Genomic DNA, 12,767 nt, shown 5'->3' on the forward strand with positions numbered 1-12,767 from the left:
GTCACAAGGGGCTCAGTGGGGGTAACACGTCGTCACGGCCACCACAGTCGCTGTTTACCGCTTGGCTCTTATAAACGCCACGCGACGCCGCCGGCCGCGAGCGGGCCGGCGAGACCCCCGCGGGAGGCGAGGGCGTCGGGCTACGCCTCGCCGTCGCCGAACTGCGCGTCGTAGGCGTTCTGGATCTCGATCTTCGTCGCGCGGCTGATGTCGTCGTAGTCGTACTGTACCCCGTATCGGTCGTTGGTGATCTCGTCGCGGGTCCGGATCTCGCCGGGAGTCACGTCGTCGGGGAACGGCTGCCGGTTGTAGATCGCCTGCACCTCCCCCGTCTGTTCGGCGTCGAGCTCCGCGAAGTCGGCGTCGTACAGCGCTCGACTGATGTTGTCGCGGCTGTGCCCCGGGTCGGACGGGAGCGACCCGAACTGCGCGTCGTACGCGTTCTGCACCTCGATCGCGGCGTCGCGATCCAGCTCGGAGAACGACGCGTTGTATCGGGCGTCGCTTATCTCGTCGCGGGTGTCGACCTCGGCGGGGTCGGCGTCGCCGGGGAACGGCTGCCGGTTGTAGATCGCCTGCACTTCGCCGACCGTTTTGCTACCGAGGTCCTCGAAGGCGACGCCGTACTTCGCTCGGCTGATTTCGTCGCGAGAGGTCGGTCCGCCGTCGTCGGACGCGTCTCCGTCGCCGGTCGACGCAGACCCGCCGGAGTAGTCGCTCTCAGACGTGATCGTGGCGCCGGTCACTGTCGTTACGTTGTACCGGGTGCCGTTCTCGTTCGCGAGCGCGTCGACGCGCAGTCCGAGGTCGGTCGTGCCGACGGCGTGCCCCTCGATCGCGAGCGTCGCGACGGTGACGCTCCCGTTGTCGTCGGTGTCCGCGGGCACCGCCGTCACGTTGGCCGCGGCGCCGTCCTCGACGAAGACGACCTCGGTCGTCGCGTCGGACGCGCCGCCCCGCACGGTGACGTCCGCCACCGTGGCGTAGGTGACGTCCTCCACGTCGACGGTGAACTCGTAGGCCCCGACGCCGCCGGACGCGTTCGCGACGACCACGTCGTACGTCGTCGTCTCGCCGGGGTCGACCGTTTCGCCGGTGACCTCCGGTTCGTCGGCGTCGACCGGAACCCCGCTCGGGAGGAGTCGCACGGCGGTCTCGGGACCGGGATCCGACCGCGCGGCCGCCTCCACGTCGACGACCCCGGTCACGGAGTCGTTCTCGGTGGAGACGCCGTGGCGGTGCGATCCGGGGTCGACGTCGGTCACGTTCACGCCGCTGAACGTGACGGTCTCCCTGTCGTGACCCGCGAGCGTCACCTCTCGGGTGGCCACCACCCTGTCGGCTTCGAAGGGCTCGTCGGAATCGACCGTTTCGTCGGCGGCGGCCGTTCCGTTGCCGGTGGCCGTTTCGTTCCCGGTGGCCGTTCCGTTGCCGGTGGCCGTTCCGTTTCCGACGACCGCTTCGCTGTCGGCGAGATCGAGTTCGTACCGGACCGTCTGGGTCGCCTCCAGGTCGCCGTCGTTGGTGACCGACACGGAGACGTTGAACGGCTCCCCCTGCGTCACGTTGTGAGACGCGTTCAGCCTCGACACCCGGAACTCCGCCGGGTCCGGGTTCGGTTCGACCGCGATCGCGGCGCCGCCCACGTCGGTGACGTTGTACGAGTCCCCGGCGTCGGTGTCGAGCCCGTCGACACGCAGCCCGACGTCGCTGGTTCCGGGGGCGTCGCCGCCGACCGTCACGGTCGCGACGACGACACTCTCCCCGTCGGCCGCGTCCGTCGGTGCGGCCGTCAGGTTGGCCGACGAGCCGTCGGGGGCTATCGAGACCCCGGCCGCCTCGTCGGACTGGGTCCCGCGCAGAGTGACGTCCGTTATCGAGGCCACGCTCGGGTCGTCGACGCTGACGACGGCGACGTGGTCGCCGACGCCACCGGACGCGTTCGCGACGACCACGTCGTACGTCGCCGTCTCGCCCACGCGGACCGTCGCGTCGCTCGGGCCGAGGTGAACCGCGGTTTCGGGAGCCGGCGTCGGTTCCTGCTGTTGAGCGAACGGGACGTCGAAGCCGCCGGTGGGTCCGACGCCAGCGACGGCCCCGCCGATGCCGCCGATGCCGACCACCGCGATCGCCGCGAGGACGACGACGCTCTTCGCGTTGAGCGTCGCGGAGAGGGAGCCGATGCTCATCGGCTCGACACCTCGTTGAACAGCTTCCGGACATCGACGACGTCCACGGCGCCGTCGTCGCTGAAGTCGAACGCGTCCGGGTGGCTCCGGATCAGCTCGTCGTCCCGGTTCGCGAACATGGCTTCCACGTCGTCGCCGTCGACGTCGCCGTCGCCGTCGACGTCCTCGTAGCGACCGTCCCCGTCCGGGTCGGTCGGCTGACGCTCGAAGTCGCCTATCGCCTGTCCCCCGAAACAGACGGGGTCGCCGCCGCGGACGGGCTCGACCGACCACGGGACGAACTCGACGTCGCCGTCGACCTCGTCTCCCGCCGGGGCCGCCGCCGGGGTCTCCGCCGCGACGGGCCCGGTCGGGTCGCCCCAGAAGTTACACGACGCGACCGCGGTCTGCGCCGACGCGTTCCGAACGCCGAACTCCTCGTTGCCCTCGATGTCGTTCCCCGTGATCTCGTACTCGGGCGTCGAATCGCCGAAGCCGTCGGCGACGCCCGATAACAGGATCCCGGTCCGGTTGCCGACGATCGCGTTTCCGCTGACGTCCCCGCCGCTGGAGGCGAACTCGATCCCCGGACCGTCGTTGTCCCGGATCGCGTTCCCGACGACGGTGGCGTCGCCGAGGTCCCCCGGCGCGACGAGGCCGATCAGTCGCAGGCCGAACCCGTCGTTGTCGGCGACGGTGTTGTCGACGAACGTCCCCGCGCCGGTGGCGACGCCGGCGCCGTTGTCTCGCACCGTGCTGCGCTTCAGCTCCGTGACGTGCCCCGAGTTGGTGGACACTGCCGCATCCGTGTTTCCGCTCAGCGTGGTCTCCGTTATCGATAGCCGGGTGCCCTCAGTGGTGCCGATACCAATTTTGTTTCCGCTGATGACAGAGTTGCGGACCGTGATCCGCCTCTCCGGCCCGCCGCGGACCCCGACGGCGTTGTCCGTGATGGAGACGTCCGCGAGCGTTATCTCGCCGTCCGCGAACGCGAGGGACGCGCCCGCGGCGAAGTTCGCTATCCGCAGGTCTCTGACGACGGCCCCCTCGTCGCGGCCGAGGTCGAACGCGATACCGATCCCCGAGCCGTCGCCGGAGATCGCGTGTCCGTTCCCGTCCAGCGTGACGCCGGGACCGAGAGTGAGACAGTCGCCCTCCGCGTCGAGGTCGTCGACGAGGACGTACTCGCCCGGTTCGGTCAGCGACGTGCACCGATTGATCTCCGTCGGTTCGGCGGCCGTCGTGGGGGCTCCGGAGAGCCCGATCGCCGCCCCCCCGACCACGAGACCGCCTCTCTGAAGTGCTGTTCGGCGCGATATCTTCTCGTCTGGGCCACCGTCGGTCATGACGGAGTATCGGGGGGTAGCCCGAATTGTTATTAGCTAGCTTATAAAAATAAGAGAGATTATAACGATATCTCGGGGGAACGAACGGGACCGCAATCGCGGTACTGCACCGCGCCGATCTCGGGGACGCCGACGTCGGGTCCCTCTCACCGCCCGCCACGTCGCGGATGGCGCCCCGCTCGATGAACTACCCCGGGGAACCGCGACGACAGGCCCGGGGAGGGCGTCGTCTCGCGCCGGTGCCGCGGGCACCTCTTCTCGCGCCGGTCTCACGCGCATCGCGTCGGTCCCGTCGTCCGGTCGGCTCGAACTGAACCGATAGCCGAGGGGAGGACGGCGATACGGGTCGTCGCCGGCGACGGCACCTCCGACAGTTTTGTCAGAAATAATGATTTCCGAATGACTATTACGGTGGAGCGGTATGTGTTTAGTGATGATTAAAGGGGTAGAGGAAAGCCAAATCAACGAATCCGCCGAAACCGGGGACGGCCAGCGGTTGACGACGACCGACGTGTTCGACGTTCTCAAGAACGACCGGCGGCGGGCGGTCATGCGGTACCTCCACGAGCACGGCGGATCCGCGGAGCTCTCCGACGTCGCCGAACACGTCGCCGCGCGCGAAAACGACACCGCCGTTCGACAGCTCACCTCGCAGGAGCGGAAGCGCGTTCGCATCGCCCTCTATCAGAGTCACCTCCCGAGGATGGACGCGCTCGGGGTGGTCGACTTCGACAACGACCGCGGGACGGTCGCGCTTCGGGACGCCGCGTCGCAGGTGCAGGTGTACCTGGAGTTGGACCCCGAGGCCGACCGGAACGCGGCCGCGTCGGAGCGGACCGCGTTCCTGCTCGCCGTGGGTATCGCGGCGGTCGTCACGGCCGGAACGCTCGGGCTCGGAGTGCTCTCGGCGGTGCCTCCGGCCGGATGGACGATGGTGAGCGTCCTCGCGCTCGTCGGGATCGCCGGTCGGCAGTGGCGGGCCTGAACGGGGGTTCCGGATCCGCGGTCTTCCCGCCGCGTTAACGGAAGCATACCGGGAGCCGGCGAGCGACGGGACCGGCTCGAGAGCGGGCGTAGACCGAAATACAGTGTTTACGTCTTTATAACAAAGCGAGGGTCCGGCGAAACGTGGACCATGCCTGATCCCCTTTTCGAGCTCACGAGCTTCCAACGGGATCTCCTCTACGTGATCGCGGGAGCCGAGAGACCGTCGGGACAAGAGATCAAAACGGAGCTACAGACGTCGATGGATGAAATCACCCACGGCCGGCTCTATCCGAACCTCGATACGCTGGTCGAGCGGGGGTACATCGAAAAGGGCGAGAGCGACCGTCGCACGAACTTCTACGAGCTGACGGAGAAGGGGATGGAGGGCCTCCGCGACCGCCGCCAGTGGGAGGGCCGCTACGTGGAGCTGTGATCGGTCGTCGACCGACGTCACCGGCCCCCGTCTCGGGGTGAAGCCGCCGCTATCGGTCGCGTAACCGGCGCCCGTACGCGTCGCGGCGGACGAGGAAGAGAGCGGTCAGTCGCCGGCGTCGACGTCGCCGAGAATCGTTCCGAGCAGCTTCCGCTCGGCGGTTCGGAGGTGGCGATTGAACGTCGGTTGGGTGATGTCCATCGCCGTCGCGACCTCCTCGCCGGTGCTCGCTCGCGGCCACTCGAAGTAGCCGCCGAGGTACGCCGTTTCGATCGCTTCCCGCTGCCTGTCAGTGAGTCCGTCGGAGAAGCCGGTCCGAGCGCCGGGACCGTCGCCTCCGGATCGGTCCCGACGGGAGCGGAGCTCGACGCGGTCGTACCGCTCCTCGAGGTGTTCGATTATCCGCCGCACGTCCACTGACCGCGGAAAGGTGGTCGTCAGTTCCACGCCGTCGGCGTCGGCGACCATCCGGCCGATACTCCCCCCGTGTGCGCTCACCCTGTCGGCCGCGGTGGCGCCGTTCACCGACGCCTCCAGCCGCCCGGTCGGTCCGCCGCCCATCTCGCGGATCGACTCCACGGCGCTCACCGACTCCGTCACGTCGGACCGGTCCCCGTCGCTGGTGAGGTACACCAGCGATCGACCGTCTCCTCGCGGGACGGTGCCCTCGACCCGGATCGGCTCCCCGAAGACGGACGCGATCCGCGACAGGAGCGCGTCGGGGTCGTCGAGGCGCAGCTCCAGCTCCACGAGGGAGCCGGTTCGAAGCGACCGCCTGGTTTCCACGCTGCTGATGGCGTTCGCGACGTTGTCTCCGAGCTCGACGAGCAGGTCGCCGAACTCGTCGTCGAACACCGACCCCCGGTCGGCGTACACGGACAGGACGCCGTAACACAGGTCATCGTACGAGAGCGGGACGCTGACGACCGAGCGGTATCCGCGCGCGAGCGCTCGCTCCCGCCAGCGCTCGCGCCTGAGCCCGTCCGACACGTCGGACACGCGGACGGGCTCGCCCGTCTCGACGGCTCGGACGCCCGGGAGCCCGGCGGTGTCGGCGGAGCGGTCGCCGCCGTCGGCCCCCGGAAGCGGAGCGTCCTCGCGCCGGAGCGCCTCGAGGAAGCCGTCGGACTCGCCCGCCCGCGCCATCGGGGTCGGATCGCCGCCGGATCGGTACGTCTCCCCGACCCAGACGAACTCGACGGAGTCGGCCTCGACGAGCGTGTCGCAGACGGCTGTCGCGATCTCGTCGAGGGTGTCCGCGTCGACGAGCTCGCCGTTGATCCGCCTGAGGAGGTCATTGAGCCCGTCGAGACGCTCCAGTCGCTGTCGGTTCCGGGAGAGCTCGGTCTCGCGCTCGACGCTGTCGAGGGCCGCGACGGCGTTGGCGGCCAACAGGCCGACCGGCTCCTCGACGTTCCCCGCCGGCTCCGCGGAGCCGAAGTCGACGCGGAAGAGGCCGTGTCCGTCGAGCGTCGCGTACAGGGTGCGACCGGACGAGTCGTCGGGCTCGGTCGATCGCTCGACCACCCGCCCAGTCGGAGCGACCGCGTCCGCGTCGGTCGACGGGTCACCGCCGGATGGGTCGTCCCCCGCGGCGTCGGCGACCCGCCGGAAATGCGGGGAGGCGTCGCCGTCCGTCCGGACCGATCGGGCCGTGTCGATCGTCGTCTCGGCGGCGTCGGACCCGGCGGTGAACGCCTCCCAGACCGGGCTTCCCGGCCCGCACGCGTCGAGGTCGCCGCCGGACGCGGCGGCGGGGACCAGCCTCGCTTCGGTCCGGTCGAACGAGTACGTCACGACGGCGGCGTCGGGCCAGACCGAGGCGATCACGTCGACGATCGTCTCGAAGATCGATTCCCCGTCGTCGGCGCGGAGGAGCCGCCGGGCGGAGCGGCTCAGTTCGCGGAGGGCGCTCTCGTTCCGCCGGGTGTCGGTCACGTCCCTGATGACGCCGACGCGCCCGCGACGGCCGTCGTCGAACTCGACCGAGGAGAACTGCGTCTCGATCGGCAGCAGTTCTCCCGACGCCGTCCTTATCGACGACTCGATCATGCCGATGTCGGAGCCGTCGCCGCGGAGCATCGCGAGGATCTCCTCGGCCTTTTCGAGCGTCTCGCTCCCCGCGACCATCGACGCGTGCGACCCGACGAGCTCCTCGCGGTCGTACCCCGTCATCTCCGTGACCGCCTCGTTGACCGACGTGATGACGAACGCCTCGTTCAGCGTGTACACGCCGTCCTCCAGCGTCTCGAGGATGCGGTTCGACCGCCTGAGGTCGCGGCGCAGCTCGGAGTCCCGGGTGGCGTCGGAGACGAGCACGCCGACGCCGCCGCGGCCCGGGACCGCCCGGAACTGGAGCGTCGTTCCGTCGCCGGTCGTGACCTCCGTCTCGGTGACCCGGTCGTTCCGCTCGGCCGCCTCGACGGCGTCCCGAAGCTCCGGACCGAAGCTCGGGTCCGTCTCGCGCAGGTCGGTGCCGACCGACGCGTCGTCGGAGCCGAGCAGGTCGTCGACCGTCGCGTTCGCGTCGACGATCGCGTGCGAGCCGTCCGCGTACAGGAATCCGATGTCGGCCGTCGCGAGGAACTGACCGATCGCCGCCCGGTGGTCGGCGTCTCTCAGGTCCATCGACTCACCGTCGCGAATCGGCCTCCACCCCGGCCCGGTTTGAACACGACGACACGAGCGCCCGGGTACACATAAATCTCTCGTCACTTTCACGGAACACTATATTTCTCAGTGACATCAGTTCGAAATATCGACTGAGACGAGAGCCGGACGGGAAACGACGGATGAAAATCCCGGTTACGGAGCTTATATTTTGCCAAATATTCATATGAAGTATCGTGATTGTCACGCTTTCGTACTTATTATCATAATAAAAATGTGGAACAAAAGCCTTAACTGTGTTATGGTGGTGTTTACTGACATGGCACCCGAAGCTCGCGGGAACGTGGCGAACGACGGATGGGGGAAACCGGACCCCGGAGAGTACAGCCGGCGTGTGAACGATGTTACGCTCCCCCCAACCGCGCGGGAGTTCGCGGATCGCTACGCTCGCGTCATCGGGGAGCGGGATCGGTTCCTCTGGAAGTGGATACACAACCTCTTCGATAAGTTCACGTTAACGTCGGTTCCGGGCCGAGAACGGTCGGCCGTGTACGAACACAAGACGCTGTTGACGATGTTCGTGACGGTCCTCGATGACTTGGCCGAAAGCGAGGGGGATCAGGGGACGTTCGCCGTCGGTCGCCGGATTCCGTTCGGCGTCGACGCGACCGAGCGGATAGACGGGACGCCCGACGAGATCGACTACGGCGTCCTCGAATACCTCGCGGATCTGTGGGAGACGATCGACGCGGAGGTCAGGGAGGCGCCGCGGTACGGGGAGTTCGTCGACGTCTTCGAGTACGACCTCCGGCAGACGTTCAACGCGATGGAGTACTCCGGGCTCGTGAACGACAACCCGGCGATGGCGAACCGCGCCGAGACGGAGCGTCACGACGCGTACAACATGACGATGTTCCCGTACGCCTGCGTCGACCTCATGCACTCGCCCTCGTTCGACCGGGCCGAGCTGGGCGCGCTTCGAAGCATCCTCTGTGACCTCCAGCAGATGGCGCGGATCGGGAACTGGATCACCACTTGGGAGCGCGAGCTCGGCGAGGGAGACATCAGCTCCGGCGTCGTCGTCTGCGCGCTCCGTCGCGGCGTAATCGACTACGAAGAAATCGTCGAGGCCGACGAGACCGCCATCGAGGGGCTGGTCGACCGGATCCGGTCGCACGGCATCGAATCGGAGTTCACCCGCGAGTGGGACCTCCGCGACCGGACGGTCCGGAAGCGGACCGCCGAGGTGGAGAGCGTCGACGCGGAGCAGATCGTCGACGGTATCGAGTCGGTGATGAACCACCACCTCGCCAGCGAGGGATACAAGTAACGTCGGCGGGGCAGACCGGCGCCGTCAGCCCTCAGGGGAATCGATCGGCGCCGTCAGTCCTCGGCAACGGCCTCTTCTCCCGTGTCCACCGCGGCGGCATCCGCCGACTCCGAGAGGCGTTCGGCGGCCCGGTCGCGGTCCTCCGGGTACCCCACGTCGACGCGCCACCCGTCGAGGCGGAGCGCGTCGATGGTGCGGCCGGACTGGATGAGGAGGTCGATGGCGTCCGGCAGCTCGAACTCGCCGCGGTCGGAGGGTTGGACGAGGTGACACGCGTGGAAGATCGCGTCGGTGAACGTGTAGAAGCCGGTCATCACGAGGTTACTCGGGGGATCGTCTGGCTTCTCGACGACCTCGACGACCTCACCGTACTCGTTGGTGTCGAGCACCCCGTACCGGCTCGCCTCCTCGTACGGGACCTCTTCGACGAGGAAGGCGGCGTCGGCGCGCTCCTCCCGCTGTCTGTTGACCACGTCGGCGAGGTTCCCCCGGAAGACGTTGTCGCCGAGCATCAGCATGAAGTCGTCGTCGACGTGGGGCTCCGCCTGGAGGATGGCGTGCGCGAGGCCCAGCTGCTCCCGCTGGTGGGCGTACGTGATCGGGACGCCCTCGTAGGCGTCGCCGTAGCGGTCGATGATCTGCTCTTTCTTGTAGCCGACGACGACGACGAGTTCGGTCGCGCCGCAGTCGATGAGGTTGTCGAAGACGTCCTCGATGAGGGGCGTCCCGTCGACCTCCACGAGCACCTTCGGCTTGTCGTCCGTGAGCGGGCGGAGACGCGTTCCCTTGCCGGCGGCGAGCACGACTGCTTGCATACGTGTAGCGTCCGATCGACCGAGCAAGAGTATACGCCGGATAACCGGCGAACGAACGGGGCAGACGCCGGCGGTTCGGCGGACGATCGGCCGAGACGCCGACGGCCGCGGTCGGGAGCAGGCGCGGACGGCCGGAGTCGGGTGAGGCGCCGACAGAGATATCGCTCCTATCGGCTCGGCGCTCGGCGGCGCGGTAACTGGCCATTGCCGTCGATGAGCGGGCGGATATGAGACGAATAACGATGTAGGGTGTTAGATTAGTTGACAGTATGAGCGGAACAGGGAACGACGACGGGCGGACCGACGGCGGGGTGACGCGACCGAGCGCGGAGCCCCCCGACCGGGGTCCGACGCTCGAGGGAACGGTCGTGCGGTACGACGACAAGCCGGACGAGTGCACCCTCCACCCGTCGGAGCCGACCGAGCGGGAGTGCACGACCGCGTGGATCACCGCCAAAGAGGGGAGCTACGTCTCCGCTGTCGCGTGGCGGTGAGCGGTCGGGACCGCGTCCGATCGGGCGGGCGGCAGGAGGCGACTCAGCGGTCGATGTCGGGTCGCCAGTCGTTCGGCAGTCGCTCGCGGTCGCCGTCGAGGCGGGCGATGAACGGTTCGATCCGCGAGAACGCCGAGCCGGCGGCGACGGTCCCAGCTTCGCGGTCCCACCGGACGACGTCGTGCTCCGCGAGCTTCGGCAGGTGGTTGTGGTTCAGCGACATCTCCACGGGCTCGGGTATCGACCCGTCGACGGTCTCCTCGACGGGGACCGGTTCGTCGCCCACGTCGTCGGCCACGCGGTCGTAAATCGTCAGCAGCACCGCTCGTCGATGCGCGTTCGAGAGAAGCGTCAGGCACGTGTCGGCGGTCAGCTCTTCGTCGGCGTTCCGGGGGCCCGTCACGCCGCTCACCTCTCCTCGTCGGCGCTGTCCGCCGGGAGAGCGTCCTCGCCGGCGCGGATACCCGTTATCGTGCGCGAAATGTGAGCGATCATACCAGACGAAACGGGAGTTTCGCCCATTAGTAACCACCACGTATCGGTTCGAAGCGGGACACCGAGCGCCGGTTGTCACTGCTTAACAATATCGTTACTCCGCTTACCTGAGAGATCATGAGCGCGCGGTTCCCCGCGGTCAGACGAAACGAGGGGTCATCGGCGCCGACACGGAGACCGAGACGGTCCGGGAGGTGGCTACCGTGACGGAGTTCACCGAGATCAGGAACGGGCGGATCGTCACGCCGTCGGGCGTCATCGAGGGCGGTCGCGTCGTCGTGGCCGGCGAGCGCATCGTCCGGATAGACCGGTCCGAGGGCGACGCGTCGGGCGGCGGGACGAGCGTCGACGCCGCCGGTCGGGTCGTCATGCCGGGGCTGATCGACCTCCACGGAGACGACATCGAGGGGCAGTTCGCGCCGCGGTCCGGCGCCGAGACGGACCCGACGGCCGCGCTCGCCACGACCGACCGCATGAACGTTCTCCACGGGGTGACGACGAAGTTCCACGCCCTCGCGTTCGAGGAGGCGCCCGACGACGGGCGGAGCCTCGAGAACGCGGCCCGCCTCGCCCGGACCGTCGACCGCGGGGCGGAAACGCTCGGGGACAACCGCGTGCACGCGCGCTGCGAGCTCGCCGACGCGAGCGCCGCCGCGGTCGAGGAGCTGATCGCGGAGGTCGACGTCGACCTCGTGTCGGTGATGCACCACGCCCCCGGGGACGGCCAGTACGACGCCGAGTCGTTCGAGCGGCACTACGTCGAGGACCGGAACTGGCCGGTCGACGCCGCCGCGGCCGCCGCGGAGGAGCGAAGCGGGATGGATGCCGCGAGCCGGGACCGTCGGATCGCTCGGATCGTCGAGCTCGCTCGGCGCGTCGGCGCCCCGCTCGCGTCCCACGACGACGAGTGCCGGGCGGACGTCGAGACGATGGCGGACCACGGGACGGCGATCAGCGAGTACCCGCTCACGATCGACGCGGCCCGTCGCGCGAAGGACCTCGGCCTGGCGACCGTGATGGGCGCGCCGAACCTCGTGCGCGGCGGGAGCCTCTGGGACAACCTGAGCGCCCGCGACGCGATCGAAGCGGGAGTCCTCGACGCCCTCTGTTCCGACTACCACCCGGCGTCGCTGCTCGCGGCGCCGTTCGTCGAGACCGGCGAGCCGCTGTCCGCTCGGGTCAACCGGGTCACGCGGAACCCGGCCGACGTCGCCGGGCTGCCGGACAGGGGACGGATCGAGGTCGGCGCCCGCGCGGACCTCATCGTCGTCGACCCGTCGCCGACCCCGACCGTCGAGCGCGCGATGGTCGCGGGGTCGGAGGCGATTCGAACCGGCGAGGCGACGGCGACCGAAACCCCGCCTCGGCCGGTCGGGCGCTGACCGGTCCGCCCGGCCCGACCGCGAGCGAGCGCGGGCCGGTCGACGGTCACACGTGTCGGATTAACAAGGTATGAACGCGCGTCCGCGTTCGGTCGGTGCCGCTATCCTGCGTATAGTAAAATGACCGCCTTCCCCTCCGAGAGGTATGACAGAACCCGAGACGGCGACCGACGTCAACCGCCGGTGCGGCCGGTGCGGGTCGGCCGTGAGTCGGAGATTCGTGCGCGTGTTCGGGATCGGCGACAGCGTCCACGGCTGTCTCGACTGCCTCCCGCGGAAGCGGCTCTCGAACGGCGAAGCCGCGCGGCGTGAGGACGCGGACCGCGAACGCTCGTTCCGAGCGCCGTAGGCGGCCCCCGGGCGCGTGTCTCGGGGAGTCGTCGTCTCGGAGCGTCGCCGAGTCACCGGTCGCGACGGACGATCTCGCCGGGTTCCGTGTGCGCGTCCGCCGAGAGCGTCACCCCGGCGTTGATACCCGTCTGAATGCCGGTCTTCACGCGGGGGCCGAGCACCGCGCCGAACTTCCTGCGCCCGGTCGAGACGCGCTCTCCCTTCACCGTCGCGTCGACCGGCTCCCCGTCGTGTCGCAGGTTCGCGACGTTCGTCCCGGCGCCGAGGTTCACCGACGGCCCGAGGACGCTGTCGCCGACGTACGAGAGGTGGCCGACCGTCGCGTCCGCCATCAGGACGCTGTTTTTGATCTCCAC

11 protein-coding genes and 1 pseudogene are annotated in these 12,767 nt (G+C 68.8%); 6 read left to right on the plus strand and 6 right to left on the minus strand.

What is annotated here, in order from left to right; genetic code table 11:
* Positions 1-140 precede the first annotated feature (140 nt).
* Together DJ73_RS20225 and DJ73_RS06700 are read right to left on the minus strand one after the other, a co-directional pair.
* A complete protein-coding gene (locus tag DJ73_RS20225) occupies positions 141-2,189 on the minus strand; it encodes a hypothetical protein (protein WP_094557622.1) in 2,049 nt (682 codons plus the stop codon).
* Positions 2,186-3,451 (minus strand): right-handed parallel beta-helix repeat-containing protein, encoded by a 1,266-nt coding sequence (locus tag DJ73_RS06700; RefSeq protein ID WP_094557623.1) that lies wholly within the window; start codon positions 3,449-3,451, stop codon positions 2,186-2,188. The genes DJ73_RS20225 and DJ73_RS06700 overlap by 4 nt, the downstream gene beginning before the upstream one ends.
* 496 nt (positions 3,452-3,947) lie before the next feature.
* Here DJ73_RS06700 and DJ73_RS06705 point away from each other — a divergent pair, with 496 nt between their 5' ends.
* Both DJ73_RS06705 and DJ73_RS06710 read left to right on the plus strand, forming a co-directional pair.
* A complete protein-coding gene (locus DJ73_RS06705; RefSeq protein WP_094557624.1) occupies positions 3,948-4,499 on the plus strand; it encodes a hypothetical protein in 552 nt (183 codons plus the stop codon).
* A gap of 150 nt (positions 4,500-4,649) precedes the next feature.
* Positions 4,650-4,934, plus strand: coding sequence for a PadR family transcriptional regulator (locus DJ73_RS06710; RefSeq protein WP_094524644.1), 285 nt, complete (start codon positions 4,650-4,652; stop codon positions 4,932-4,934).
* Positions 4,935-5,039: 105 nt separating this feature from the next.
* On the opposite strand, the gene DJ73_RS06715 is transcribed toward DJ73_RS06710, so the two are convergent.
* Complete coding sequence (locus tag DJ73_RS06715) at positions 5,040-7,562, minus strand: bacterio-opsin activator domain-containing protein (RefSeq protein WP_094557625.1); 2,523 nt, start codon at positions 7,560-7,562, stop codon at positions 5,040-5,042.
* A gap of 301 nt (positions 7,563-7,863) precedes the next feature.
* Between DJ73_RS06715 and DJ73_RS06720 the strand changes: the two genes are divergently transcribed.
* Positions 7,864-8,874: a hypothetical protein gene (locus DJ73_RS06720; protein ID WP_094524646.1), complete on the plus strand. Its 1,011-nt coding sequence runs from the start codon at positions 7,864-7,866 to the stop codon at positions 8,872-8,874.
* Between the two features lie 53 nt (positions 8,875-8,927).
* Here the strand turns inward: DJ73_RS06720 and aglF are convergent, their stop codons facing one another.
* Positions 8,928-9,689: a UTP--glucose-1-phosphate uridylyltransferase AglF gene (aglF, locus tag DJ73_RS06725; protein ID WP_094557626.1), complete on the minus strand. Its 762-nt coding sequence runs from the start codon at positions 9,687-9,689 to the stop codon at positions 8,928-8,930.
* Between the two features lie 269 nt (positions 9,690-9,958).
* Here aglF and DJ73_RS06730 point away from each other — a divergent pair, with 269 nt between their 5' ends.
* Positions 9,959-10,183, plus strand: a complete 225-nt coding sequence (locus DJ73_RS06730) for a hypothetical protein (RefSeq protein ID WP_241881429.1) — start codon at positions 9,959-9,961, stop codon at positions 10,181-10,183.
* A 43-nt stretch (positions 10,184-10,226) separates the two neighbouring features.
* Here the strand turns inward: DJ73_RS06730 and DJ73_RS06735 are convergent, their stop codons facing one another.
* Complete coding sequence (locus tag DJ73_RS06735; protein ID WP_094527240.1) at positions 10,227-10,595, minus strand: hypothetical protein; 369 nt, start codon at positions 10,593-10,595, stop codon at positions 10,227-10,229.
* Positions 10,596-10,881: 286 nt separating this feature from the next.
* On the opposite strand from DJ73_RS06735, the gene DJ73_RS06740 reads away from it, so the two are divergent.
* Together DJ73_RS06740 and DJ73_RS06745 are read left to right on the plus strand one after the other, a co-directional pair.
* Positions 10,882-12,060: an alpha-D-ribose 1-methylphosphonate 5-triphosphate diphosphatase gene (locus tag DJ73_RS06740; protein ID WP_094557627.1), complete on the plus strand. Its 1,179-nt coding sequence runs from the start codon at positions 10,882-10,884 to the stop codon at positions 12,058-12,060.
* A 145-nt stretch (positions 12,061-12,205) separates the two neighbouring features.
* Positions 12,206-12,409, plus strand: a complete 204-nt coding sequence (locus DJ73_RS06745; protein WP_094524649.1) for a hypothetical protein — start codon at positions 12,206-12,208, stop codon at positions 12,407-12,409.
* A gap of 52 nt (positions 12,410-12,461) precedes the next feature.
* On the opposite strand, the pseudogene DJ73_RS06750 reads toward DJ73_RS06745, so the two are convergent.
* Positions 12,462-12,767, minus strand: a pseudogene (locus DJ73_RS06750) (glucose-1-phosphate thymidylyltransferase); the annotation flags it as partial.

It is taken from the genome of Halorubrum sp. Ea1 (assembly GCF_002252965.1).
Taxonomy (GTDB): domain Archaea; phylum Halobacteriota; class Halobacteria; order Halobacteriales; family Haloferacaceae; genus Halorubrum.